At 52.3% G+C, this 25,173-nt stretch carries 20 protein-coding genes and 6 pseudogenes; 6 read left to right on the plus strand and 20 right to left on the minus strand.

The annotated features are described in order from the left end of the window. Positions 1-20: 20 nt before the first annotated feature. Both M8009_RS18510 and M8009_RS18515 read left to right on the plus strand, forming a co-directional pair. On the plus strand, positions 21-215 hold the full coding sequence (locus tag M8009_RS18510) for a transposase (protein ID WP_250063907.1): 195 nt from the start codon (positions 21-23) through the stop codon (positions 213-215). Positions 216-571: 356 nt separating this feature from the next. Then, positions 572-1,201, plus strand: a complete 630-nt coding sequence (locus M8009_RS18515) for a carotenoid biosynthesis protein (RefSeq protein ID WP_250063910.1) — start codon at positions 572-574, stop codon at positions 1,199-1,201. 187 nt (positions 1,202-1,388) lie between these two features. Here M8009_RS18515 and M8009_RS18520 read toward each other — a convergent pair whose 3' ends face one another. The 7 genes and pseudogenes from M8009_RS18520 to dctP form a co-directional block, all read right to left on the minus strand. Continuing rightward, positions 1,389-1,739: a lysozyme inhibitor LprI family protein gene (locus tag M8009_RS18520; RefSeq protein ID WP_250063911.1), complete on the minus strand. Its 351-nt coding sequence runs from the start codon at positions 1,737-1,739 to the stop codon at positions 1,389-1,391. 178 nt (positions 1,740-1,917) lie between these two features. Continuing rightward, the gene (locus M8009_RS18525; protein ID WP_250063913.1) at positions 1,918-2,352 is read right to left on the minus strand and encodes a YybH family protein; all 435 of its coding nucleotides are present in this window, start codon (positions 2,350-2,352) and stop codon (positions 1,918-1,920) included. A 99-nt stretch (positions 2,353-2,451) separates the two neighbouring features. Then, positions 2,452-2,925, minus strand: a pseudogene (locus M8009_RS18530) (IS5 family transposase); the annotation flags it as partial. Positions 2,926-3,174: 249 nt separating this feature from the next. Beyond that, complete coding sequence (locus tag M8009_RS18535; protein WP_250063915.1) at positions 3,175-3,843, minus strand: RraA family protein; 669 nt, start codon at positions 3,841-3,843, stop codon at positions 3,175-3,177. 22 nt (positions 3,844-3,865) lie between these two features. After that, positions 3,866-5,170 carry a TRAP transporter large permease gene (locus tag M8009_RS18540; RefSeq protein ID WP_250063917.1) on the minus strand — a complete coding sequence of 435 codons (1,305 nt, stop codon included), beginning with the start codon at positions 5,168-5,170 and terminating at the stop codon, positions 3,866-3,868. A gap of 18 nt (positions 5,171-5,188) precedes the next feature. Continuing rightward, entirely contained in the window at positions 5,189-5,689 is a 501-nt protein-coding gene (locus tag M8009_RS19385) for a TRAP transporter small permease (protein ID WP_430886933.1), read from the minus strand. A gap of 8 nt (positions 5,690-5,697) precedes the next feature. Beyond that, a complete protein-coding gene (gene dctP / locus M8009_RS18545; RefSeq protein ID WP_250063919.1) occupies positions 5,698-6,684 on the minus strand; it encodes a TRAP transporter substrate-binding protein DctP in 987 nt (328 codons plus the stop codon). A 1,127-nt stretch (positions 6,685-7,811) separates the two neighbouring features. Here dctP and M8009_RS18550 point away from each other — a divergent pair. Further along, positions 7,812-9,056, plus strand: coding sequence for a Zn-dependent hydrolase (locus M8009_RS18550; RefSeq protein WP_250063922.1), 1,245 nt, complete (start codon positions 7,812-7,814; stop codon positions 9,054-9,056). 307 nt (positions 9,057-9,363) lie between these two features. Further along, positions 9,364-10,317, plus strand: a complete 954-nt coding sequence (locus M8009_RS18555) for a dipeptidase (RefSeq protein ID WP_250063924.1) — start codon at positions 9,364-9,366, stop codon at positions 10,315-10,317. 383 nt (positions 10,318-10,700) lie between these two features. Here the strand turns inward: M8009_RS18555 and M8009_RS18560 are convergent. The 4 genes and pseudogenes from M8009_RS18560 to M8009_RS18575 form a co-directional block, all read right to left on the minus strand. Further along, positions 10,701-11,053, minus strand: a pseudogene (locus M8009_RS18560) (transposase); the annotation flags it as partial. A gap of 244 nt (positions 11,054-11,297) precedes the next feature. Continuing rightward, complete coding sequence (locus M8009_RS18565; RefSeq protein WP_250063926.1) at positions 11,298-12,620, minus strand: tetratricopeptide repeat protein; 1,323 nt, start codon at positions 12,618-12,620, stop codon at positions 11,298-11,300. 198 nt (positions 12,621-12,818) lie between these two features. Then, positions 12,819-12,983, minus strand: a pseudogene (locus tag M8009_RS18570) (IS5/IS1182 family transposase); the annotation flags it as partial. A gap of 57 nt (positions 12,984-13,040) precedes the next feature. After that, on the minus strand, positions 13,041-13,433 hold the full coding sequence (locus tag M8009_RS18575; protein WP_250063928.1) for a MerR family transcriptional regulator: 393 nt from the start codon (positions 13,431-13,433) through the stop codon (positions 13,041-13,043). 64 nt (positions 13,434-13,497) lie between these two features. On the opposite strand from M8009_RS18575, the gene M8009_RS18580 reads away from it, so the two are divergent. Next, positions 13,498-14,211 carry a cation efflux transmembrane domain-containing protein gene (locus M8009_RS18580; RefSeq protein WP_250063930.1) on the plus strand — a complete coding sequence of 238 codons (714 nt, stop codon included), beginning with the start codon at positions 13,498-13,500 and terminating at the stop codon, positions 14,209-14,211. A 58-nt stretch (positions 14,212-14,269) separates the two neighbouring features. Here the strand turns inward: M8009_RS18580 and M8009_RS18585 are convergent. The 6 genes and pseudogenes from M8009_RS18585 to M8009_RS18610 all read right to left on the minus strand — a co-directional run. After that, a pseudogene (locus M8009_RS18585) lies at positions 14,270-14,779 on the minus strand (IS5 family transposase); the annotation flags it as partial. Between the two features lie 42 nt (positions 14,780-14,821). Then, the gene (locus tag M8009_RS18590; RefSeq protein ID WP_250063932.1) at positions 14,822-15,283 is read right to left on the minus strand and encodes a hypothetical protein; all 462 of its coding nucleotides are present in this window, start codon (positions 15,281-15,283) and stop codon (positions 14,822-14,824) included. A 761-nt stretch (positions 15,284-16,044) separates the two neighbouring features. Then, positions 16,045-16,629, minus strand: a complete 585-nt coding sequence (locus M8009_RS18595) for a hypothetical protein (RefSeq protein ID WP_250063934.1) — start codon at positions 16,627-16,629, stop codon at positions 16,045-16,047. A gap of 202 nt (positions 16,630-16,831) precedes the next feature. Next, positions 16,832-17,707 (minus strand): annotated as a pseudogene (locus M8009_RS18600) (IS630 family transposase); the annotation flags it as partial. Between the two features lie 30 nt (positions 17,708-17,737). Then, positions 17,738-17,935, minus strand: a pseudogene (locus M8009_RS18605) (transposase); the annotation flags it as partial. Positions 17,936-18,537: 602 nt separating this feature from the next. Further along, the gene (locus M8009_RS18610; protein WP_250063936.1) at positions 18,538-19,146 is read right to left on the minus strand and encodes a LysE family translocator; all 609 of its coding nucleotides are present in this window, start codon (positions 19,144-19,146) and stop codon (positions 18,538-18,540) included. Positions 19,147-19,397: 251 nt separating this feature from the next. On the opposite strand from M8009_RS18610, the gene M8009_RS18615 reads away from it, so the two are divergent. Further along, on the plus strand, positions 19,398-19,658 hold the full coding sequence (locus M8009_RS18615) for a type 1 glutamine amidotransferase family protein (RefSeq protein WP_250063938.1): 261 nt from the start codon (positions 19,398-19,400) through the stop codon (positions 19,656-19,658). Positions 19,659-19,827: 169 nt separating this feature from the next. Here M8009_RS18615 and M8009_RS18620 read toward each other — a convergent pair whose 3' ends face one another. The 3 genes from M8009_RS18620 to M8009_RS18630 all read right to left on the minus strand — a co-directional run bounded on the left by M8009_RS18620 (position 19,828) and on the right by M8009_RS18630 (position 23,178). Then, positions 19,828-20,658 (minus strand): universal stress protein, encoded by an 831-nt coding sequence (locus tag M8009_RS18620; RefSeq protein ID WP_250063940.1) that lies wholly within the window; start codon positions 20,656-20,658, stop codon positions 19,828-19,830. A 214-nt stretch (positions 20,659-20,872) separates the two neighbouring features. Continuing rightward, complete coding sequence (locus tag M8009_RS18625; RefSeq protein WP_250063942.1) at positions 20,873-21,241, minus strand: nuclear transport factor 2 family protein; 369 nt, start codon at positions 21,239-21,241, stop codon at positions 20,873-20,875. 674 nt (positions 21,242-21,915) lie between these two features. Then, the gene (locus M8009_RS18630) at positions 21,916-23,178 is read right to left on the minus strand and encodes a hypothetical protein (RefSeq protein ID WP_250063944.1); all 1,263 of its coding nucleotides are present in this window, start codon (positions 23,176-23,178) and stop codon (positions 21,916-21,918) included. Positions 23,179-25,173: the final 1,995 nt, after the last annotated feature.

Raw genomic sequence — 25,173 nt, forward strand, 5'->3', positions numbered from 1 at the left:
CGCATCGTGACGTGGTCCGCATGCTTGGCAAGTTGGACCTGACGGACGTGACTGCTGTCGGCGTGGAAGAAACGGCCTCACGACGGGGTCAACGCTATGTCACGGAGTTCCTCGACATGCAGCGTCATCAGGAGCCGATCATCATCGCCATACCGGGGCATGGCAAGGCCGCCATCACGGCCTTCAGCGCCGTTCTGGCGGAGCATGGCGGGTGACCTTATTCTTGTTCGGGTGCTCAGGCTGGGCGAACGAGATCTGCTTCATCGGGTGGCTTTGTCATCGGGTGATGGACAGGTCAGATCCTACCCCGCCGATGGCTGGCAGGCAGCACTGGCGGAATTTGTGCAGCGTTTCCAAAAAGTCATCTTCCTGCTAAGTTTAGGAACATGAACAGTTTAATAAAACGCCAGCGTGCTCCAGGACGCTGGATACCAATTGCATTCTATGGCCTCATCGTCTTAGGTTGGCTCGGTGAAGGTATCGCAGCTCAGTCTATTGACCTGCTTTGGCTCGTCATCTGGACATTCCCTGCCCCTGCCCTGTACATCTGGCGATTGCGCTGGACTTCGCAATGACTCCCGACTTTTACCGATTCCTCATCACCGGCATTGCGTTGAGTTTACTAGTGCTCGCCTTCTTCTTATGGCGATTCGGCCTGGCAAGAACGTTGGTGTTCATCGTCGTCGCTGGCATTTTTCCAGCGACCATGGACTTCATCTCGTCTTTCATGGTGAGCAACTACGAGTATCCTGGGCAGTCACAACTCTGGGTGTTCACTTATATCTTCTTCGGCTGGATGGCCGTTTGCGGAACCTGCCTGCTGGTTGCCGAAGGCATCCTGGCACGAAACACCGAGGACGTTTTGACGGCGCCTCACCTGAGATGGCAAGTGCCGCTTGTCTCTGCCATCATTGCAGTGCTACTTGACCTCTTCATCGACCCCATTGCGGTTGCTGCGGGATATTGGGTTTGGTTCGCGCCGGCGAACCTTTACTATGAGATCCCGTTACTGAACTTCGTTGGCTGGTTCGTCTTGATGTTCCTGTCTCCGTTGGCGTGGATTGAAATCTCTCGTCGATTGGCTTGGAGCGCAGGACGCATGGTCATGGCCTCCCTGGCATTCCTTCCGATCCTGTTTGTAGCTTCGATCCTCATGTCGCTTGCGCTCAACGGGGTGATCTACGCCATCGGTCTGGAGTGACCTCAGTGCCAATGATCTTTCTAGCTATTCTTCGCCAGGTGTAGAATTCGCTTTCTAGGCGGGGCATAGGATATAACTACCTCATGGACAAGAGGCTCGATCGTGGCTCAACGCCTGGGGCAAATTTCACAATCAACAGCAAAGAGCCTGACATCAGGCAGTGACGCTGGGGGGACTGTGTTGCCACCTACTGTAAGGCGCGCAGCACTTGAATGCGCTGCAATGTCTGTTCTTCCATACAAGACCAGTAGAACATGTGATCGGCACTCCCGCCTGCATTCAATTCCCGCTCACAGTACGCGTCGCGTCGCTTCAGCCATGCACGTTGCTCGTCCAGAAGCACCTGGCCGGTTCCACGAGCGTCCGACAATGCTTTCACTTCATTCCAAAGCTGATTTAATTTCTGGTCAGCGATTTCCCATTTTTGCTTGGCGCAGATGTTAGCATCACGTTGGGTCGAACCGTTGCAATAGGATTGGGCAATGGCTGACGCCGGATTCAGGAAAACTGCAACTAAGATGAATAAAAGTAGCCTCATGGCCAACCACCATCTCCGGATTAATGGAAGTAAACATCCTCCGCCATAACTGGGGGCTTACCTTATTTATTTAGAGTCCGTTTTCCCTTCGGGAGCCACACCGCTAGCTCATACACGATGTAACTCTGCAAAGGGAGACGAGCGTACCGACACCTTCGCCGGTTTGCTGCTTGCCTGCTCACGATTCCCCGGCTTGCAATTGGCTGAGAACCTCCAGCATCGCTGGAGAAGTATCAGTGTGATGATGAATCATCTTCCAGGTTCCGGCTTCTTGCTGATAGAGGTTCGTGACGCGGTGATCGATGCTGGTCTGATGCCCGCCCATTGTAAGCTCTCCCCGCTCGACACCTACTTCATAGACCACATCCCCAGCGACCTGGATCAGTTGATCGTGAAGCTCAATATTGCCGCCTGAAGCGAGGTGGGATACTTGCTCAAACGATTCCCTGATCGCATCCCAACCAACGTGCCGACCGCCAACCGGATGCATGGCCGTCACCTCCGCGCTATGAGACCATATATCCGCCAAAGAACTGGCATCTCCATTCGCCATGCGATTCAATGCCACGTAGAAATCTTCTGATGCTTTACGAACCTCGTCTTTCGCGCTCATGTTGGCTTTCCTTGTTGAAGACCAAGCTAATGTTGTATTTGGCAGTACATTGATATTATCTTCGCTTCTATTGTTATGCTTCGCACCCTATCTGCCAACACGAGAGTCAGGGGCATCCTTCCCTTCTCCCAAGTTCTTCCACGTTCCAGTATAGCCGCATCGCCGTATCCCAGCTCGTCGTCAGTCCCTACCGGGTAGCTTGCCATGGTGACATCGGCCACATTGGCCGAGGTCGTAACAACACTGTGAGTCAGTCCAGTGGCCGAATCGACGCCGATATGGGCCTTCAGGCCGAAGTACCACTGGTTCCGCTTATTTGGTCTGCTTCATCTCCCGATCACGCTGCTTGGCCTTGTTCTTGGTGGAAGGTGCGACCGCCACGATGGTGGCGTCGACGATGGTGCCCTCGCGCATGAACAGCCCCTTCTCGGCCAACTGGGCATTGATCTCCTCGAAGAGCCGCTGGTCCTGGGCATGCATCTCCAGCAGGTGGCGGAAACGCAGCAGCATGGTCGCGTCCGGCACGCTCTCGACAGCCAGGTTGCGCATCGTCTGGCTGTTGTAGATGGTATCTAGGGCCTTCTTCTGGCACAAGAAACCTTCACGGCCGGTGATCGTCTTCTTGTGCTGGTGCTCTGCCTAAGCGACCTAGATCTTCTTCACGGCAGATCGTGCCAGGTAGTGACGAACAATTCATTTATCCTCCGTGGCCAGCCACAAGGTAGCTGGAGAGACGGAATTATGCCGCATTTCCTTAAGAAAGTGAAAATCACACTTGAAGACCAAGTTTTTTTATTCAATACTCCCTGATAGATCCTGCTTTTAAGTTTGACGGTTGACGCGCTCGATGAGTGAAGTAGCACCACTAATATCGGGAAGGCACTCCCCCTGAGATAACCGAGAAAGAACCTCTTCTTCTTCTTCCTGAAGCTCGATTGCATGAACGGCAACAGTTTCGATCTCATCACAAGACAGAACCAGAACACCACTTTCATCGGCAAGTATGGCGTCTCCCGGCTGAACGACCACGTCACCTACGCTGATTGGCACATTCATAGAGCCTCCTTGACCAGATAGCTTGGTGGTTAAAGCGGATACACCCCGGCTCCAAACGGGGAAGGAAAGCTTGCGAATGGATTCAGCGTCGGTGGCCATACCGTCAATTACCACGCCGGCAAGGCCCAATTCCTTTGCGACATGAGTTAAAACTCCTCCCCAGCAAGCATGCCGTTTATCGCCTTGACGGTCGATGATAAGAACATCTCCCGGTCTGACCAGCCGCATTGCATGGTTGAGAAGCGTGCCATCGGTGGGAGGTAGTGACAAGGTGATAGCAGTACCGACAATACGTGTCTTTGAAAGTACAGAGCGAATATTTGGATCAATGAATCCGGATTCTCGAAAATGACCTATAGTAGCAGTCTCGCAACTCGAGAGTATTTCTTTTAATTTTTCATCAACTGGCTTAGGCATTGAGGCTATAGAATACATAAAAATATCCTTTGGGAAATAGTTATATGAAACTCGGCAGGTAAGTTACTAACCACGGAAACCAGAACAACACAAGCATGCCAAAAAGGAAGCAAAAGACTATTGGCCAGCCTGCGGCATAGATTGTCTGCATAGGTACTGATGGAGCCCCTCCTTTAACTGCGAACAGATTATAGCCAAACGGAGGTGTCAAACTACCAACCGAAATTATAATGAGAAAAAGTGTCCAAAACCAGATTGGATCAAAGCCATAGACCTTTACTAATGGCGCATAAATAGGAATAACCACCATCATAAAAGCGATTTGATCAATAAACATACAGGCAAATAGAGGAATCAACATCAGAAGTAGTAGCATCCACGTAGGCTCAAAATTTAAATTAGTTGCTGCTTCGACCAAACCCGTCGTGACGCCGGAGAAAGAGAGTAGCTGACTAAACAGTTTCGAGCATGCTAGAATTGTAATAATCATGCAGCTAATTGCCAAAGATGAAAGAACAGCTTCTCTCACCATCTCCATGGTAAAACGACGATAGTAAAAGGAAACGAGTATAGCGCCGAGCACACCTGTGGCTGCTGACTCTGACGGGGTAGCCACTCCAAGCAAAATTAGACCAAGTACTGAGAAGATGATGATGCTGAATGGTGCCATGTTGAGCAAGGCTTTAGCTCGCTCGCGGATTGTACCTCCACCGCCCTCATCCTTAACGGGTGCTAAAGAGGGATTCAATTTCATTCTTACCATTACGTAAATGAGAAATAATCCTGCAAAGAGAATTCCGGGGATAATACCCGCGATCAATAATCGAGCGATAGAAACATCTATCATTGAGCCTATGATGACGACTAACAAACTGGGAGGAATTATAGGCGCAAGACTAGCTCCGCCCAAGATCAGACCAATTGACAATCGGTCATCGTAACCCCTCTCTTGCATAGTTGGTAAAGCTGAGCGGCTGAGCATGGCGGTGACGGCCAGAGCTGATCCCGATAGTGCACCAAACAGTGTGGATAGGGCAACCACAAAGTAATACAGGCGACCCTTTACCTGACCCATCAATGTATCTAATGAGTCGAAAATAACATCTATTGAGCCCGAACGAAACAACAGCTCCCCCATCAGCACAAAGAGTGCAATAGTAGTTAGGGTCTGTGAGGTAAGAGTACTGTAGATGCTATTGGCAAAAAGTCCGAATCCAGCAGGGCCCATCAACCATAGGATACCTACAACGTTAATGGTCAAAAACGCCACAAATATCGGGACCCCCATGGCGAAAAGAACCATCAACATGAAGATAGCAATACCCAAAGTAGTGTACCATTCCATTGCCTAGGCCTCCTTTTCTTAGGTATTATTTTTGTCAACAGCAGGTGCGGGGAAGAAAGCATGTCGCAGAAAGTGGAATGAAGTATTTATGAAGGCGTAGCAAATAAAACTTGATAACCAGTATTTAGGCACATTTATCCCCATGGCTGTTGTAGTGCCACTTCCAATTTGGCGAAGAGTCTCGTCAACAACGATCCAAACAGTAATCAGACATACTATTCCAGCTATCATAACCAGGAAGCGGTCATATTTTACTCGTGCAACTGGTGGCAGCTTCTCAGATAAGATAGTGATGGCAATGTGCCCGTGCGTTCGGGCGAGTTCGGGCATAGCTAGGCTGACAGATATACAAAGGAAGTACGCGACAAGAGCGTTGGACCAGAGAGTGGGAGAGTTGAAAAAATATCGGGAAACTACTTCAATCCAAAAACAAATGACGATGCCAACCAACGTGGCACCGCCAAAGTAGAACCCGAATCGCGTGATATTATCGTGAAGGCTTGCTATCGGGTTTTGCATAAGAATTCCTAGTCTAAGATTGCAGTCATTTCGTTTTTTATGGCTATTTCGCGCATCGTCTTCACCGCTTCAGGAGACTTGCCTAACCCCAACTGCCAAATACCTTCTGTCACGAGAGTGTCGAGCTGTTCTGCGTCACTCTCCTGAAAATGTGTTTCCTGCATACCCTTGTCTTTCAATGACTGCCATTCCTCTTGGGCAAGCTCATCGAGAATGCCTGCGGTTTCATTTTCCAATTCACTTCCTTGAGTTATCAGTATTTCTTTCTCATCTTCGTTCAAGGCTTCAAAAGCGTTGAGATTCATAAAGATGTAAGTATATGTTTGACCGAATGTTGGCTTGGTGAAGTAGCCTGCAACTTCGTCCCAGCTCATATCTTCTACCCCATTGAGCCCCCAAGCAGCTCCGTCGATAACACCACGGTCCATTGCAGAATAAACGTCTCCACTCGACATTAATACTGGTGTTCCTCCGAGACCCTCCGTTGCATTGGTATACGTCGGACTACCCCGCACTCTGAGACCCTCAAGACCAGGGGTTCCTTCTATTGGTTCCTTTAGAACATATTGGAAACCGCTGCTACCAAGTGGCGGAACAGCCAACAGCTTCAGTCCGAGTTCGTTATAATGTTCGTCTATAAATTCCCAGAGTCCAGATTCACGCGTCTTGTCTGGATCAACAAAAACAGCATCCATAGCAGCACCTACGCCAGTAGTATCTGTGTGGTACGCACCATGGGTGTAAAGTAGATCATATACGCCGGCAGAGACTGGTTGCAGTTGCTCGAAGGGAGGCACGACTCCAGGACCATCAAGTGCGATGGTAATATTTCCCTCACTGGCTTCTTCTACCTTGTCGATGTAACGCTGAGCGACTTCTCGAGTGTACGCGGCTGTCAAGTCATAACTTGATATCATACTCAGCTCAGTCCCCATAGCTTGCGACATGGGAAGAATTAGCGCAGCCATTGTGGTGAGTTTGATTGCACGATTCATTTTTATTTACCCTCATTTAGCTAACTTTAAAAATGTTTATACCCAAGTTTAATCAAAGGCACAACATTATGTCATACTCAATATTTAAAGCTAAGTAATGCCAATCGCTTTCTGAAATTACCTCAAAACCTTTATTCTCAAAAATTATAAAATTCCTAAATCATAGCAACTAACTACCTCAGTTTATAACTCATGAAAATACTTTATGAATCGTAGTTCAACGCAAGCTTTCTCGCCAGTCGCCACACCCGTCATCAAGTGTGAGGTTAGGAGCACAATACATGCCAACAATAACAACTTGTTGTTTTAAATACATATTTTAAAGAATCTTCATTAACCCTCACACCTGAACAAGTCATGGATGGAATATCTTGGTACATAACTATCTTAGGTTATTCTATGATGAACTAAAAAACAATTTGTCTACGGCTGTAATCCCGTCTTAACTCAACAAACACTCACGAGAAAAATTGTTAGACAATTTTCCTATTAGAATCAGTATTCTACTAACCATAGGCACCATTCAACTTCATTAAATTCATTAAATACGAAATTGCTCTGGCCTCTTTTGTGTAACAGCTCCATTAAAGTCAGCTGAACAACGACGCAACAGCCAACGACATAGAGGCCCTGCTTAAGACCATAAATCGCGTTGGCCCACTCATCGCTTCACGCTGATTGACCTCTACTCTAACAGAGTCATCGTATAGGCAAGAGTCTGTTCCAAGGCCTAGAAAACGAGGCCATCTACGACGAGCTACTTGAGACATCGGCGCCCGTAAGGAGACAGTTGTTAGAGGAGGATGACCTAGGTTTCAGCCGGCAGCGTTGCCGCAATGCCATCGGGGTGACGAGCACAAAGCCTTCGAGGCCAAAATGATCTCGTAGACTGGTGTCCACATTTGGTGAACTTTATTTGTTATAATCATAAATTACAAAGCCAACTTGATTCTGTATTCTGTACTACCTTGTATATTACCAGCTGACGTTGAGCTATGGTCCATTGCCAGTACGATCAAGTAGCTTCTTAGGACCGGTGACAAAACCGGCGGGACAAAACGACTGTTCCAGTCTGTAGTTAGATGAAGAATACCAACGAAAAGAAACAAGACTAGAAAGAGGCCAGTATGCAGCTCAATCAGGATGTTCGAATCAATCTTGACCGCTTCTGGAGTACCATAGAAGCCTCTGCGCTTATTGGTCCAGGTCGACCCGGAGGTATGTCCCGGCTAACCCTGACCGACGAGGATCGAGAGATGCGCTCCCTCTTCGAGCGATGGTGCACGGATGCTGGACTACGAATTGTCATCGACGAGGTAGGCAACATGTTCGCCAGGCGTGAGGGCAGCGAGCCAGATCTTCCACCTATTTTTATAGGAAGTCATCTCGACACTCAGATTAACGGCGGCCGCTTCGACGGAATCGCTGGCGTGCTTGCAGGGCTTGAGATAGTGCGCACTCTTAACGACAACGGATACGAGACGCGTCGGGCAATCGTCATAGTGAATTGGACAAATGAGGAAGGCGCGCGATTCTCCCCACCGATGGTCGCTTCGGGTTGTTTTGCCGGAAAACATCAAGTTTCTTGGGTGCATGACCTGATTGCCGACGATGGTGCGCGGTTTGGCGACGAGTTAGAGCGCATCGGTTACCGGGGAGAGCAGCGCTGTCCAGGCACCCCTCCCGATGCCTACTACGAACTGCATATCGAGCAGGGCCCTATTCTCGATGCCGAACATCGCCAGGTGGGAATCGTAATCTCGAGCTATCCAAGCGTTGGCATGCGCGTTAAGTTTTCTGGCGAGACGGCTCATACTGGACCAACGCCGATGGACCTTCGAAAAAATGCCCTCATCGCGGGGGCACGGTGGCTGACTGCTGTCGACGAAATCGGCTGGGATTTCTCGGTAGGCGATGGCAAAGCGACCGGTGCACGGCTCGCAGCCTGGCCGAACAAACCAGGCATCCTCTCTGACTATGCCCAGGCGATTTGCGATGTCCGTCATCCGGATCCGGTCACGACAAGGGTCATGGCGGAGAAGATGCGTCGGGCCGTATTCGAGTGCGCCGCTATTGCTGGCTGTAAGGCAGATATCGAGGACGAATGGTTCTGGGGCGGTGATATTTTCGATCACGACATGATTGATGTACTTCACACTGAAGCTGAGCGCATGGGCTTTGACTGGCGGGACATCCAGTCTCAAGCTGGTCACGACGCCTACTTCCTCGCCACCGTGTGCCCGACAGCTATGATTTTTGCGCCTTGCCGCGACGGTATTACCCATAATAACCTTGAGAGCTGCGAACCAGAGGACTTCAGCGCCGGGATCAATGTGCTCCTTCACGCCGCAGTGGCGCGAGCAGATCGTTGAGCATCAGGGTGTGATAACGCAAAAATAGTCGTGGCCCTTTGCGCTATTCGAAGCGCTAGAGGGCCGTACAGCTGCGGTTGATCCAGATGACCAACCGAACGGAGCTTCTACAACCTTTCATATAGTCCAGAGGATAGGTGACCACTTCATATATGCCAAGCACTTATGCTACGTTAATTGATAATTGATTTAACCCCCTTCGGTTTTTCTAGTACTCTTGGCTATAAAATATTTTGTACCAAGAAAGCTTAGAAAGATTGAATATTGCTAAAAATGTTCATAAAGATAACCTAAAAGGGATAGCCCCATGAAACCGATAGTATTTGATGGGCTCGTAGTTGGTCATTGGGATCGCAAGATTTTCGAGGACATGCATGCTGGCGGTGTCACTGCCGCGAACTGCACCTGCTGCATCTGGGAAGATATTGATGCAACCATTAAAAATATTGCGTCTTGGAAACGAATGTTACTAGAGAATAGCGATATTTTAATGCAGGTGTATGATGTGGACGACATTTGGACGGCATATGAAACCGGCAAGGTCGGGATCATCTTAGGTTGGCAGAATTCTTCTGGCTTTGGCGATTACATCGACTCGGTCGCCCTATTCCGAGAACTCGGTATCCGTGTCGTACAGCTGACCTATAATACCGCCAACTCGGTAGGCTCAGGCTGCTATGAATCACGCGATCTTGGCCTGACTGATTACGGCCGTCATCTCATTTGGGAGATGAACGAGCAAGGGATTCTAGTCGATCTCAGCCACGTTTCAGACCAGACGGCACGCGAGGCGATCGATGCCTCGAAAAAGCCCGTCGCCTATACACACATATGCCCGCATGAGTTAAGTCCTCATTCGCGCAACAAGTCGGATGAACAGCTACACTATATCGCCGAACGTGACGGATTTGTCGGCGTCGCCGGCATTCCACCCTTTCTGCGTGCCGGCTATGATGCCACCATTGTCGATTATGTCGACGCAATCTTGCATGTGCGCAATGTAGTGGGCGAAGATCAAGTTGGCATAGGCACTGACCTCACCCAAGGTCATGGTCAGGGCTTTTTCGATTGGATCGCTATGGACAAGGGTAATGGTCGTAAATTGGTGGACCTAGGCGGTATTCCGTTGCTTCCTGATTTCAAGAACGCTAGTTGCTATCCAAATTTAGTTGAGGAATTGGAGCGCCGCGATCTAAGCGATGGCCAGGTAGAGAAGATCACCGGTCGCAACTGGATTAACTTTCTCAAGAACGTCTGGTAAGTCCCTTGGTTTATATCCGAAAATCCTGGTGTCCTCAGAGTGCATTTCACCTTATAGCGAACCAGACACAACTATTCAGCCTGTTTTCCCGACCAATCTGGTGCTGTCTGGGCGATGCCAGATCCATGCTGACGGGCCAGTGTGGCATGAATCTAGCCTGGTACCCGGATAGACTATCTACTAGGCTTTGTCAGAAATCCTAATTTGCTAATGTCACCTATGCAGCTGCGACATAGGGAAAATTAGTACATCCCACTTTTCGAACAAAACCTAACCGCGACACAGCACCGGAAATCTCGGTGGCCTTCACTTCGCCCAGGCACCTCCACATGCAAAGGTAGCACTCCCCTTCATCGTCACCCCCGTACCGGATGACCATCCATGGTGACATCGACTACGTTGGCCGAGGTAGCGACGAGACTGTGAGTCAGTCCGGTGGCCGCATCGACACCGAAATGGGCCTTCATGCCGAAATAGTACTGGTTGCCATTCTTGGTCTGCTTCATCTCCGGGTCGCATTGCTTGGTCTGGTTCTTGGTGGAGGGCGCGGCCGCCACGATGGTGGCTCAGCCAAGTGGGCGTTGATTGCCTCGAAGATCCACTGGGTCAGGGCATGCTTCTCCAGCAGGTGGCGGAAGCGCAACAGCGTGGTCGCATCCGGCACGCTCTCGACAGACAGGTCGATGCCCACGAAGTCGCTCATCCCCTGGCTGTTGTAGATGGTATCTTGTGTCCCCCCAGGCTTGTTGATTAGCTACCAGCAGGCCTTTGCATCAGGGTGCGCATCCACAGAGCCATGCTCGAGTTCATGTCGCTGATGTCCTCAATGAGGCCTTGCCTGCCGTGGCCATCAGCACCTCGATTAGTGATGCCATCTGCATATTCTCTCTGAGCTATCGAGCTGAGATGGCCGAGCCTTGCAGACGCGAATGCAATACTCGGCGCGACTCAGGCAAACAGGGAACGCCTGCGGCGAAGGCCTATCCGGACACGAGGGAATTGCGCCAGCGCATATCGCGCGTCGAAGGCCGGCGGTGCAATCGCTTGTCGAGCAGGGCCCGTGCCTTGTCCGCCTCGCCGCTGCGCATCAGCGACACGAGCAGGGTATCTTCGACGATCTCCCGCTGGGCGCCGCTGCCGCCAATCCGCACGACCTCGCTTGCCATGGGTTCCAGCAGGCGCGCGCAGCCGGCGTAGTCCTCCTCGGCGAAGGCCCGGGCGGCTCGGCAGATCGCAGGCACTACAGGCCCGGCGGGGAGTGATCCGGTCTCGACCAGATCGGTCAGCCCCGCCACACGGCTCTCCAGCGCGCTAAAGTCGCCGGTCGCCGCTGCGATAAGTGCCATATGGAAATCGGCGAAGGGGAAGCCGGCCTGACGGAAGTAATTGGACGCATACGACGCCGCCTCATCCCATAGTCCCGCCGGGGCGGCATGGTCATAGGCCTGGAGACGCCACAGGAACGACGAGGTGTCACTGACCACGTTGATCGGCACCCCCGTCGAGGCGGAAGGCGCGACATGCTCCCCGTAGATAGCCAACGCCCGCTCTGCATCGCCTTTCTCCAGCGCAACCAGCGCACCGTGCCAGGCGATATGGCCATGCAGAATTCCGCTTCGGTCGTATCCCGGCAACCAGTCGGTGATATGCGCCTCGGCCTCATCGCTGGCTCCGGACTCATGGAGCACATGGGCGAATGCATGGGCTGCATTCACATTGTTGTGACGTACCTCCAGGGCACGCTGCGTCAGCTCCCGGCCGAGCGTCACGTTGCCATTCTCGCCATGGGCCCAGCCCCGGTAGGTCAGGAACCACCAGTCATCGGCCTCGAAGTGTCGAGCGTGACGCTCGCAGAGATCCACCCGTGCCTGGTCATGATCCGCCATGCCGGAAAACGCAAAGAGACCAAAGGCTCCAAGGGGCAGCGACAAGATCAAAATGTCCCGTGGCCAGCAGTCGGCGTGCGCAAGCGCGCCGTCGAGTGCCCTGGCGGCCTTGCCGTTGATCGCGAGAGACAGGACGCCAACGTGACTCCGCTCCCTCTCGGTCCCATGCCGGGCGACGAGTTCCTCGGCGGTAGCGATTCTAGAAAGCGCCTCCGCAGATTCGGCTTGAATGGCATGAAGGCGTGCGCGCCCCGCATACGCCAAGGCAAAGGACGGATCAGCGGTGATCGCCTCCTCCAATGTTTGTGCTGCCCCCGGCCAGAGCGAGAGGAGGAGATCGAGGCCCGTCTGGTACTGTTCGGCCGCGAAATCGGAGCTTGTCGAGAGAGGCAAACCATAGCGGTCATGGCAAGGCATAGGGCAGCTACTCCATCGAGTATCATGTATTTTAGCGCAAGAAGGCGATTTGCTGTTCATCTAAGGAACCGCTGTACAATTCAGCACGGGTGCCTCAAGCGATCAGCGAGGCTCAAGCACCGTGTCAGCGATCACTTGCTGACCACCTCAGGTGGCATTTTTGCCTTTTAGCCGGATTATCCGGCCGCCAGGCCAGATTCAAGACACACTGCCCCCGTCAGAATGGCCGTGGCCCGCCAATACCAGATTAGCCAGCCCAAACAGGCTGAACAGCTACGCCTGGTTCTTGGCCAGCCCCTTGTAGCGCAACTTCCGGTAGCCTAAGAGATTCTCGAGGACATGAAACTGGTGCTCGAACTCGGCAAGACCGAAAAGACGTAGCAAGCCCTGCGAAACATCTAGTTGACATGCGGACATGAGTCAGTCCGGCGATATGGCATCGATGATCCGGCAGTTCGAAATCGTGCCTCCGCCGGTGCAGGAAGCCGATATGCTGCGCAGTTGTTCCGCCAAGGCCTGCAAGTCCACGATCTTTTTCTCGACCTCCGCGAGATGCACAGCAACGATCTCATCCACCTCGGCGCAGGACTGCTCAGTGTCCGAGGAAAGCGCAAGGAGGTCGCGGATCTGATCGAGGGAGAAGCCCAGCTCCCGACAGCGCCGAATGAAGCGCAGTCGATCCAAGGCGTCGGGAGAGTAGCTACGGTAGTTTCCTGCGCTCCTTTCTGGCTCCCGCAGTAACCCGATTTTTTCGTAATAACGGATGGTGACCACCTTTGTCCCGGCCGCGCGGGCGAGATCTCCGATCTGCACGTCATAACTCCTCATGGTTGACCCTATAGTAACTATAGACACTATACAGGTGTGATACAGACCGATGAGAGATCGAACCATGCCATGCTGCTCTGATGATACGTGCTCCTCCAGCGTTGCGGCGACCGGCCGCTATCGGCTGGTCTTGTGGGTCGTTCTGGCGATCAACGCGTTCATGTTCCTAGTCGAGATCGTTGCGGGTCTGGCTGCCGGTTCGGCCGCGCTACAGGCTGATGCGTTAGACTTCTTCGCCGACGCTGCGAACTACGGGATCAGCCTCTTCGTTCTCGGAATGGGTGTGCGCTGGCGTGCCGGTGCGGCCTTGGTCAAGGGGGGGTCGATGTGTCTCTTCGGTCTCTGGGTGATCGGCAGCGTCATCTGGCACTCACTGCACGGAACAGTACCAGCTTGGACCACGATGGGGATGGTCGGGATCGCCGCGCTCGTGGCAAACGCTACCTGCTTGATCCTTCTATATGCCTGGCGGGACGGCGATGCGAACATGCGCTCGGTCTGGATCTGCTCACGCAACGACGTCCTTGCCAATTTCGCAGTACTTGCCGCCGCCCTTGGCGTGTTCGGTACGGGAACGGGCTGGCCAGACATCGTGGTCGCAAGCGTGATGGCCATGCTGGCCCTTCAGGGTGCGGTATCTATTATCCGCCAGGCCATGTCGGAGCTTCGCCAAGAGGCTCAGGCGAAACCAGTGCCCATACGGCGGTCAAATCGTCGTACCGATCGTTCGGTCGAGGAGCCTGCCAATAAATTTGGCCAATGAAATGGCTCTGGCTCTTGAAAACCCTGCGGCTTGAGACTTCGGGGTCCACCAGAGGCCCCGGGTCACCCTGCTCTTCTCCCAGGTGCTTGCACATTCCAGTGTAGCCGCGTCGCCGTATACCCGCTCGTCCTCGTACCGGGCCAGATGGCCTGGAATGGTGACATCGGCGACGTTGGTCGAGGTGGCAGCGACACTGTGGGTCAGGCCGGTGACGGCATCGACGCCGCTATGGGCGTTCATGCCGAAGCACCACTGGTTGCCCTTCTTGATCTGCTTCATCTCCAGATCGCGCTGCTTGGCCTTGTTCTTGGGGGAGGTAGCGTCCGCTACGATGGTGGCGTAGATGACAGTGCCCCCGCGCATGAACGGGCCCTGCTCAGCCAAGCTGGGGTCAATCTCCTCGAAGATCCGCTGGGTCAGGGCATGCTTTTCCAGGAGATAGCGGAAACGCAGCTGCGCGGTGGCATCCGCGCACACTCTCAATGGCCAGGTTGATACCGATGAAATCTCGCATGGCCTGGCTGTCGTATATGGCATATTCCAGCGCCTCGTCGGCAAGCGCATAAAAACATCAAAAACATCAAAAACATCAAAAACAAAGGTTAATAACTCAGGCTCTATATACTATGATTTTATACGAACTAGAGTTGTATCCATTACAATAAACCCTATCTCCAATACTAATCAAATTATCTTGAACAATTTGGTATTGGCGCAGATTACCGGCACACACTCCTCCTTCGCTTTCTGCTCCACTAAAAAAAATCCAAGGAACAACTCTTCTTATTGACAAAAATTCAGCATATACTGTAAGCTGTCTAGTTGGCATAACACCTTCTAGGTTTATACTTTTTTCAATACCCATATCTTTCTTAAAAGCTATGATATGATCATCGCCTCCCATTATCACGGGCATTCCATAAAGCATCTCTTCTATTTTTTCCCTACCCGTATAACAGTCTCTTCCTGTATCTTTCCACAAGCCATTTTCACATCTCATGACACGCTCAAGCTGACAAACCTCAGAACCTTCTGAATATTCTAACCCTTCGAATTTACATGTAGTTTCCATGTCTTAACCTCCATATTGTTTATATTGCGTTATATCAAAGTAGCTACTTCTTCAAATTAGCTCAAGTTATCTTATTATCCAAAGACCAGCACATCATTAAGTAAAAATCAATAAAGGATTAGAAAAATAATAATAAATTACCAGATGATTGCGTAAGATCATTATGCTACTTGCTGGGTAAATCGTTTAATCTTTAGAATAAAATGGCGCGTGTCAATGTTATACACTGGCACTAGAAAAATTTAGCAGACATCTATGTTTTAGCCGACAAAATGCATCTAGACCAATGAGCATGAAGTATGTACACATCCCCCTAGACAACCTAAATAAAGGCTATGTTTTTGACCAAAACACCGAACAGATAAATTTGAAAATTTAAGCAAAGTAATGTGTCCGAAGGAATCAACCCAAATTCCCGCCACTGGTTAAACTATACTTGAGAAAACTACATGTCCTTAGCGATCTTCATATGCTCATGACATTTACACAATATAAAGCCCTCTCCCCAGCGTACTGGGAAACATCGTCCGGCTTACCCTTAGGGCCATCCTTCAAAGTCCTTTTCATTAAGCAGTGGCTGAGTTTGTTAAATATTTTGGGGATATTTCTCATACGATGTATTTATACCTAAATACAAGATACAAGATACAAGATACAAGATACAAGATACAAGATACAAGATACAAGATACAAGATACAAGATACAAGTCAAACAGTGGGCTCTACCCCGTCCGTTCTTGAGTGATTTTTTAGGGTTTCCTTCAAACAAAGCGAGCATCGATAATCTTGAAGGTTCTCGATGCTTGATTTTTCTCGCTACAGCCAAGTTCTTGAAACTCGCCGGGATGTAGTCGAATAGATTTAACCACAGGGTATAAGTTAGTAGGCGCGGGGATACTATCGATCTCAACATCAACCTCAACAACTCTTGAGAAATCCTTATTGTGAACTCTTACTTTCTCACCTTCGTCATTGATTCCGCACTTTTCGCCACGTTTCAATGGATATACTTTTGTCATTGCCTCGCTAAGGCCAAACTCAACTTGCATGATTATTCTACCATTTGAACATTTGTAGCCGAGAACCATGGAAATTTTATCTCTTGGAAGGCGGTATCTACGCTCGCGGTCTTGGCAGGCATTTCCAGGAGTGGTCGCCCAATTACCGCATAGTTTATCTTCCTCAAGAATCAATGTATTTTCGTCGACGTAAAGAGTTAATCGCTGTGATGCATCCCCAGGATAGTCAACGCAGGAAAATGCGCCGCTAGCATTGCCGGACGAAACAGGCAATCTAGTAAACAGCGTCTCATTGATTTCATTAATAAGAATGTCGTTTTCATTCATGGCAGCTCCCCTTGCGTTGCGTTGACTCATCCTAAGAAATGACAAACATCCTAATACCGCTTAATGTGCCTTCTGTATTTACTTTCAAGTCAGCGCTGGGTCGTCAACTTTCGAAAAAAGTATAGCATTAAGTCCTCAATCCGGCCAGAAGCGCTATTTCAGGCTCTTCATCGTTAGTGTGGAGAATCTTAAGTCCGCATGATTAATCTGGCTTGTCGGTGCGTCGATCAAGCGCTGATGCTGCTCGACTCACCGACGCCACTATCTCGTCAGCAGTTTTCCGCCATTGGAAAGGCTTGGGGTTCTCGTTATAAACCGTCAGGTAGTGACGGATGGAATCCTCCAAGTCTTTCACGCTGGTGTGCGCCTGACGCTTGATCCACCTCTCGCTGATCGTGGAAAAGAATCGCTCTACCAGATTCAACCAGGAGGCTGACGTTGGCGTGAAATGAACATGATAGCGCGACCTCTCCGCCAACCAAGCCTTCACCTTATCAGTCTTGTGTGTCCCATAGTTGTCCAGGATGAGGTGGATATCGAGACCCGCTGGCACTGACCGGTCGATGGCATTGAGGAACTCAAGAAACTCCGCACTGCGGTGCCGCCGCTTGAGGCGACCAATGACTTCACCTGTCGCAATGTCCAGTGCAGCAAACAACGAGGTCGTGCCATGACGCTTATAGTCGTGGGTGCGGGTCTCGGGTTGTCCAAAGGTCAATGGTAACCCTGGCTGGGTGCGGTTAAGTGCCTGGATCTGGCTCTTCTCATCAACCGACAGGACGATCGCCCGGTCAGGGGGATCCATGTAGAGACCGACGAAGTCATGCACCTTGTCGACGAAGGCTGGATCGGTAGACAGCTTGAACGTCTTCTCCATGTGGGGCTTGAGGCCGAAGGCTCGCCATATCCGGTGCACACTGGCCGGGGAAATACCTGTCACGTCGCTCATGGAGCGCGTGCTCCAGTGGCTGGCATCCTCAGGCTTTTCCTGGCGGACCCGATCAATGACTTCCTGAACCACGTCGTCGGAAATCGAACGTGGACGGCCACTACGAACGTCATCATTCAGGCCGTCCAGCAGCCGGGTTACCCGGCTGCCAGGCCGGATTCAAGACACACTGACTCCGTCAGTAAATTCCGGACATCGTCCAGCCAACACCAGATTGGCCAACCCAAACAGGCTAAACAGCTGCGCCTGGTTCTTGGCCAGCCCTTTGTAGCGAACCTTCCGGTAGCCGAAGAGGTTCTTGATGACATGAAATAGGTGCTCGACCTTGGCACGGATACTGGCCTTGGTCTTCTCAAGTGTCCGACAGGCTGCTGCCTTTGCGGATCTTGTGCTCATCTTTTGGAACCGTGGAGTTCCATGCGTGGGCGGCTCCGTCTTTCGAAAGCTGATAATCCGAAGCTGCGTCAGAGGCTGCGTTTGGCGGTAGCGGTAGGCTTGAGCCAGAATTCTGACATCTCGGCACTCTATCGTCGATTGACCGACAATGGCAAAAGCAAGATGGGGCCTTGGGGCGGCGATGCGGAAGCTGATCTACATCGCCTATGGGATCCCCAAGACGCAAACCGAATATCGGTCACAAATCACGAGATGCTGTGCTTGTAGTCGGTTAAGAGATATGGGGTCTAAAGCTTGAAAACACCATGAAGTCTACCGTAAGCATAATGATCTTGAAGTCCAAATTGATGAACTAAGCATCTTCGTGCGTGGTCGTTAAGTATCTAGGCTGGCGGGTACTGCCTGGATCTCGGCACGAATTTACGGTGTCGTGGTCGCTTGTTGATGCAGCTTAATGTCCATGTCTCTGCTCCCGAATAATCTGCTTTTGAAGCTCTCTCGCTGACGACCGAGGAAAACTTCTATAGCTCTTCTGATAATCAGGGACCCTACATATACCGAACTCACGCCAAGAAAATCCAGAGCGCCGACAGCGCGACAGTGAGAGACATGCCTCGCGCCCACAGACACGCGGCGTTGGAAGAATACAGTACTCTTTGCATTGTTTCAGCCAGCAAGATAATCAGCAGGAAGACTCCGAACAGCGTGCCAAAAGTGGCAAAGATCAAAAAGATCGCATCCTGCAATCGGACCATGGTCAAGTCAGCGACGCGCGGCAGAAGAATGAGATACATCACCACGGTCTGCGGGCTGCCGAGGCAGATAGCCAAACCCGTTAGAAACGAAGCCGCGCTTCCGGCGACCGGCAGCGAATGATCCGTCGTTACCTCCGATTGAAACCACATGCGGACCGCCATCCATAGCAAAAATCCGACGCCTGCATATTTGGCGAAGGTGAGTACCTCGGGATGCGCCTGTAGCCAGTAGCCCAGCCCGGCGCAGATCGTCAAAATAACAAGAATGTCACCGGAACAGATACCGATCGCGATGGCGCAGGCCCCACGCCGATCTCTGCTGGCGGACCGAGCGGCCAGCACGGCAACAAGGGGGCCAGGTGCCAACGTCAGCGCGGCAAGCGTGATCATGTACGTGACAAGCGCCGTCAGCTCCATGCGTTCTTCGACTTGGTGATTAATTGTTTAAAGGCTGAGTATTTAATCGGTGGCACGGCCCGTCACACCGCTCCAATTCTGGCAAAGTATTTGGCAGTAAGCGTGCAACTTTTGGCGTTAAGAGTTTTCTGCACCTGCAATACGTGCAGGACGTTCCGGTGGTTAGATTGCCTTCTTCATGAGAGGATAGCGTAAAGAGGAAAAATCTTGTGAACGTTGGACCAGCTTTTGATTGTCTGCGGCGGGTTGTGATGCTGATCTATCCCAAAGTGGCCTTTGTGGATGTCTGTGGCCCGCTCGAACACTTCCGTCTGGCCAACTTCCGGACCGGGCGTCGGCTCTATGCTCCGATCACGGCGTCGGTTGACGGCGCCGCCGTGCCTGTCGCAGGAAGTTTTCTGAAGATCGAGCCGACCTGTGGCTGCGACGACTTTCCCGTCCGGATCGATCTGCTTCTTATCACCGCAAGGCCGGGCTACTCCGCCGCTGCCGAGGACAAGAGCATCAAGTAATGGATCCGCAGGATTGAGCCGCGTTGCGCGCGTGTGGGATCGGTGTGCATCGACTCCACCGTCCTGTTGGCATCGGGCGTCACGAATGGGCAAAAAATCGCTACGCATTGGCTCGAAGCGAGGGGGCCTGAATACGCACTAATCTTTCAGCTTAACGTTGACTGCTAACTCAACGATGCAGTAAGAGTGCCTGGGGAGCCGATTGCAGAATTGTGGCGGTCGTCGACCCTGCTAGCCATTCGTGGAGCCGGCCTTCACCAAAGGCGCCTATGGTGAGCAGGTCATCTACTTGGGCTATCCCCAGCAAGGCGTCAACGGGATGACCCGATCTAGTACAGGTCGCCACTTGCACTCCATGGGCCTCAGCATATTGTTCGACAACATCAAGCTGATGTCGCGCCTTGCTTTCATTGGCGTTCACGCTGACGGCCAATACTGGCAATGTTAGCCGCTGGGCCAGCTCCATGGCGTAAAACAGCACCCCTCGCGCCGCCTTGCCACCATCGAATCCCAGCAACACGCGCCGAAAGCTCTCGAACTCGGCCCCCGCAAGCAGTACCGGCTGTCTTGCACGGCGCAGTACTGTATCGACCACCGCACCCAACCGCTTCGACCCAGCGGTCCAGGATTCGCCATGACGCCCCAGCACGATAATGTCGCTATTCTCGGCTACGGATAGCACCTCGCGTGCAGGGACGCCACTAAGCACTTGAACATGACAGCTGACACCATCCGCCATCGCTCGGACTTTTACCGGCCTCAGCAGGTCGTCATTGCGACGTTTTCCCTGACGTGACTCATGCGTACTTAGCGACGCCGCAGCCGCCAGTGTTGCACCCAAGCCTTCCGCTCGATAATAGCCAACTTCGGTCTGTCGGGTGTCATCGACATGTACGGCGTGCAAAACGGCGCCAAGTTCGACCGCAAGGTAGTTACCATAGGCAGCCGCCACCCGGGAAAAGGGTGATCTATCGACTGCCAATAAAATGGACTGCAACATGGCACAACCCCTTAATAAAGGATGAATTCACGTGTATTCGCTTGGTATATGCTAGGTCATGCAGATCCGCCAGTGCTTACGTATCGGGTCTTCGCTCAGGTGGTCGCCATTCGCGAAGACCTTCAAGTAGACGCGCTCATCGTTCAGGCTGCGCCAGAGCCGCTCAACGAAATCGCTAACCACTCCCAAAGCGCATCTATACTGTCATAACCCTCTAACCAGGGAGGTTCGTGTAATACGTGACAACTTCTGAATGAACACCTTCCGCCCCTACTTTGATCAGGCCGCTCCCCTGTATCTCAGTACCAGGCACGGCCCACCAACACCATGCTGTAAGGACACCCTCTTCTTCTTGAGTGATGACTTCCGTAATGGCCATGTATGGGTCAGGGAGATTGCCACCCCGCAAAGAACGAACATTTTCCTTCATCCCGGACAAGTAGGCAGCGAAATCGCTCTTCGCGATCTTGCCAGCATTGGGGTCATCGAAGATGTAATCATCCGATACAGCCTTAAGAATGGTGTCTGCATCCCCCTTCGTCCATCCTTCAGCGTACAACCCTAAATAGTCTGCTGCACTCATGTTTCTTCTCCTGTAGTCAACTGGCCAGTGGGTGATACTTGCGATAAGCGTTCTCCACACGGTTTTCCCTCTCACGGACTATGAACACATCACATCCGTTTACTTCCATTCTCTAACCGTGTGTGCGTGCCTGTGAACGTTCATTCCCACACTTCTCGATTTTCGCCATGAAATGACTTGTTCCAATCCACTGCGTATCGATAAACGATTACCATACACTGGCAAACCCCTTACGAACCTTTTTTTCATTCACAACAGACCACATGCATCCGTACCTAATAACGCCTCGAACACGGTCGTCCGCCATGAATTTCATCAGCGCATCCACACCATGGAAATTTTAGGAATTTGCAAACGCCGTATTGAACTCTACTGTAACTTAGTCAGTCTGATTTTATTCTCATTCCCCTCTTTTTGCATTTAACACCATTCGGTTCAGCAGCGCGCTCGTGCAGGCGTGGGGTTTTTTATCTACTGCACGCATAGTTGGCGCGGAGCCGCGAGCATCGCCAGCGTGACTGCTGCAACCATTCATTGAACTAACTATCCTTATTCATCAGCCCAATCATTCGACTACATCGGGTTCATAAAACTTCCCGTGACGACGTCCACACCGTCGGGCCAAACGACTGTGCTCTCCCAGAAGGAACAGCTGTCCTCGGCTTTGACGTAATTCACTTCTTCTCTTGTTCCAACTCGCGCATCACCACATCCAGTACTCGGTCGTCGCGAATGATTGACCGAAGCCGGTCCTCAAGTTTAAGGCTTGCAGTGTGGGGTGCCTGAGCTGGTGAGGGTTTCCGGCAATACTGATCAAGGCACCGCCGCAGCTCGCCCGCACCGATGCCTGCCTTCTGCAACGCCTCTTTGACGCTCTTCTGTTGAAGCAAGCAGTCGATGAGACGGCAGATGCGATCGCCTCGTGCGTCCGGGTCACCCTTCATCGTCGGCGGTGGGTTGTCGCCCCCCCTCAAGACGGCTCCGGTCAGTGTCTGCTCGCGCGTGAAGGGCAGGCCGCGCAACGTCCACCCTTCGGCGAGGATACGGAACTGATAGACCCCCTGCGCGTTCGCATCAAACGACACCTCGAACACACCCGGCTGCACTTCGGACATTGCCAGTGTGGACGGCGAGAAGTCGGGTCGTATCAGTTCCACCCGGGATGTCCCCCGCCCCGCAGTCGGCACACCGCACTCCGTCAGCGTCGCGCGTACCGTCATCGTTGCCCCAGGCTCGTTGCTCGTTTGCGAGAGGCTGCCCCTCATCCGCAGGTTCGAGAAGGCGTGTACGTTGAAGTTGTAGAGAATGCCGTGCGCAAAGGCCTTGGCCAGTTCCTCCGGGTAGTTGTCGAGCATAGACAGGTACCGCTTGTAGTAACGGGGTTCGATGCCGAGCCGCGCGTACCAGCGGCCGGCGTGAGCGGTGCCGCTGGCGAGCGGTGCCGGCAGCCCCACGCGATAGAGCGCTATCTGCTGTGCTATCTCGAACGACAGTGTTGGATGTGCGCTGGCCGTACCGGGATCGATGATGTCTCCTTGTGGCGTCTCCAGCCTGAACGTGATCGCTTGCAGTGCGGGGGATAGCAGGATTGCCTTCGCCGAGATATCGGTCTCCGAGAGCCAGAACGGAATCCGGATCTCTGGGCCCGGGCCGACATAGCCCTCTGGGTCGAGGATGATGTCGTGGTTGGTGGCGCCGGCTAAGATCTGCTGGTAGTACTTCGCAAGGCGGTACGTCGCGTCGGGCGAAAGATCACCCGTCATCAGCATGTAGCCGTTGGTGCCATTACAGAGCGCCTGGAGCGCAGCCGGGTTGAGCACCTCGGCGCGGCCGAGGCCGATCGCGAAGATACGGCCGTTCATCGACGAAACTTCGTCGGCGACGTCGGCTATGTAGCGGCGGATGTGCGATCTGTGATTCTCGGCGCCGTCGGTCAATACGACAATCGCCTTGATCTGGTGGGTAGTGACCGGGTTGACGAGGCCGTGGGCGAAGGCTACAGCTTCACAGATGGACGTCCAGTGGCAAAAGTGTCACGCCCCTTACACTTCGCAAGGAGGGGCGTAACACTTTTTATACGTTGGCTGTATGCGCTTATTAGCCGTGCTTGGCGTAAGAATTGGTGCACGGGAAGACTCCTATCCAGCGCTGCACCTCCTTGGGAGTCAATTCGGCAGAGCAACATTAAACCTTCGCTCTTCCGACCAATTGCCCCACCGGCCGTCAACGAAAGCATGAAACATCCACGACCAGCCTTCCCGTTGAGTGATTCCGAAGTGGCTGCTTCGATAGTGATATGTCGCAGAGGAGATCGAGTCCGCATTAACATTTAGATTCAGTAAGTTAGGTCAAATTACGATCAAGTGGTATCGGGGCGCTTCAGGGCAAGCGCGCCATCCGAACATCCAATCTGATTCTACTCTCATCATCTAGCCGGCGCTGAGGCACCAAAGCAGTGTCGGCGGGCACGACTAGCTTCGGAACGCATACAGCCTTGCTGACATCGCTAGCAGTGTCCCGGGCGGGCCCTTCGCCGATGACCCTGTCCCAGTCTGTGGAGCCGTAGATGCCGAATGCGAGGAGCTAAACACCCAAAACCCCGGCGGCCCCTCTTCCAGCGTGCCCAATTGTGCCGGAGACCTCAGAGTCAAAGAACTTGAATCCGACACCCACAAGCCCAATCAGGAGCAAGACTGTGCCAAACACGAATACAGCGATTGTGATGCTTTGTGGCATTTGATGCTGCTATCGCAGTTAGGTGGGATGAGATCTTCGGCTCACTCCTTGATTCGCGTCTACCGACTACTTAGCGCGCCTAACGCCGAAGTTAGGCCGATCCACAGTTTCGGGATAACTACACGACTCCAGTTCTGTCCCACCTCTCGATCGAATATGTTAGCTATGACCTATAGTTGTCTGGTCAGGAACCGGAAACCGACAATCACAATAGCAGAAGCGGCCGACGAGGCGTCCATCCACAACAATCGGATAGCAAACCATTGGACACAATCCGCCCCTCGTGCGACATTGCCAATTGACTGCTCTCGATAGAGTAAAACCAAGATCTCCGGGCGCGACATCCAGGTCACCGAAGCCAACGCTCGGCTGGAATGAAGGTTGTGGCGCGAACAACGCTTGTGCCGGAATGCCCTCACCTTGGAATTGCGGCTCAAGAGGTGAGACGGCGTGCGGCATCTCGGCTGATGGGTGAGTTGCAGCCTGAGTTAACAGAGCAGCAAGGATTCTCCCTTCAGCTTCCTTCGGTTCCCTAAGCGTTATGCTCATAATAGGGTGGGAGTGATCTCGGCACGGACGTTGGCCTACGTGATCGGCGCGCTCGATCATGTCAGTGGGCAAATCAACCCACGTATCGCAACCGGCCTGAGAGAAACTCACATGCCCGCTCTTCTCAGACGGTTTCACCATTCCAGTCAGGAGTGTCTGTGCTTGAGTCAAGGTACCTTCCGTGAGATCCTTCTCTAGGTCCGCTCCCGAAAACGATTTGCTGTTCATGAGATTCTCCTTGTTGAAAGTCGAAAAGTGCGCTGACCTGAAAGTGTGTCGTTGCTATCTCGTTACAAGCGAAGGAAAGACAATGATAACAATCGGGCCCCACCCGCATGTCCATGCCGTTCTGTTGCAAATGTTCGGGAAAAGTCTACTATATTCTATACATATCTCTCGGCACCACCAACCAGAGAACTGCGGTCCAAGAGATGAGACGGCATGCGGCATCTCGGCTGATGGGTGAGTTGCAGCCTGTGTTAACAGAGCAGCAAGGATTCTCCCTTCAGCATCCTTCGGCTCCCTAAGCGTTATGCTCATAATAGGGTGGGAGTGATCTCGGCACGGACGTTGGCCTACGTGATCGGCGCGCTCGATCATGTCAGTGGGCAAATCAACCCACGTATCGCAACCGGCCTGAGAGAAAC

Source organism: Halomonas gemina, assembly GCF_023554995.1.
Taxonomy (GTDB): Bacteria; Pseudomonadota; Gammaproteobacteria; order Pseudomonadales; family Halomonadaceae; genus Halomonas; species Halomonas gemina.

What these genes read in the sequence shown, in the direction of transcription:
- M8009_RS18620 (WP_250063940.1), bottom strand. Translation starts at nt 20,658, where the DNA reads ATGTTGCAGTCCATTTTATTGGCAGTCGATAGATCACCCTTTTCCCGG.
- M8009_RS18610 (WP_250063936.1), bottom strand. Translation starts at nt 19,146, where the DNA reads ATGGAGCTGACGGCGCTTGTCACGTACATGATCACGCTTGCCGCGCTG.
- M8009_RS18535 (WP_250063915.1), bottom strand. Translation starts at nt 3,843, where the DNA reads ATGTATTCTATAGCCTCAATGCCTAAGCCAGTTGATGAAAAATTAAAA.
- M8009_RS18520 (WP_250063911.1), bottom strand. Translation starts at nt 1,739, where the DNA reads ATGAGGCTACTTTTATTCATCTTAGTTGCAGTTTTCCTGAATCCGGCG.
- M8009_RS18550 (WP_250063922.1), top strand. Translation starts at nt 7,812, where the DNA reads ATGCAGCTCAATCAGGATGTTCGAATCAATCTTGACCGCTTCTGGAGT.
- M8009_RS18580 (WP_250063930.1), top strand. Translation starts at nt 13,498, where the DNA reads ATGAGAGATCGAACCATGCCATGCTGCTCTGATGATACGTGCTCCTCC.
- M8009_RS18565 (WP_250063926.1), bottom strand. Translation starts at nt 12,620, where the DNA reads ATGCCTTGCCATGACCGCTATGGTTTGCCTCTCTCGACAAGCTCCGAT.
- M8009_RS18555 (WP_250063924.1), top strand. Translation starts at nt 9,364, where the DNA reads ATGAAACCGATAGTATTTGATGGGCTCGTAGTTGGTCATTGGGATCGC.
- M8009_RS19385 (WP_430886933.1), bottom strand. Translation starts at nt 5,689, where the DNA reads ATGCAAAACCCGATAGCAAGCCTTCACGATAATATCACGCGATTCGGG.
- M8009_RS18590 (WP_250063932.1), bottom strand. Translation starts at nt 15,283, where the DNA reads ATGGAAACTACATGTAAATTCGAAGGGTTAGAATATTCAGAAGGTTCT.
- M8009_RS18515 (WP_250063910.1), top strand. Translation starts at nt 572, where the DNA reads ATGACTCCCGACTTTTACCGATTCCTCATCACCGGCATTGCGTTGAGT.
- M8009_RS18540 (WP_250063917.1), bottom strand. Translation starts at nt 5,170, where the DNA reads ATGGAATGGTACACTACTTTGGGTATTGCTATCTTCATGTTGATGGTT.
- M8009_RS18595 (WP_250063934.1), bottom strand. Translation starts at nt 16,629, where the DNA reads ATGAATGAAAACGACATTCTTATTAATGAAATCAATGAGACGCTGTTT.
- M8009_RS18510 (WP_250063907.1), top strand. Translation starts at nt 21, where the DNA reads ATGCTTGGCAAGTTGGACCTGACGGACGTGACTGCTGTCGGCGTGGAA.
- M8009_RS18625 (WP_250063942.1), bottom strand. Translation starts at nt 21,241, where the DNA reads ATGAGTGCAGCAGACTATTTAGGGTTGTACGCTGAAGGATGGACGAAG.
- M8009_RS18525 (WP_250063913.1), bottom strand. Translation starts at nt 2,352, where the DNA reads ATGAGCGCGAAAGACGAGGTTCGTAAAGCATCAGAAGATTTCTACGTG.
- M8009_RS18615 (WP_250063938.1), top strand. Translation starts at nt 19,398, where the DNA reads ATGCTGATCTATCCCAAAGTGGCCTTTGTGGATGTCTGTGGCCCGCTC.
- dctP (WP_250063919.1), bottom strand. Translation starts at nt 6,684, where the DNA reads ATGAATCGTGCAATCAAACTCACCACAATGGCTGCGCTAATTCTTCCC.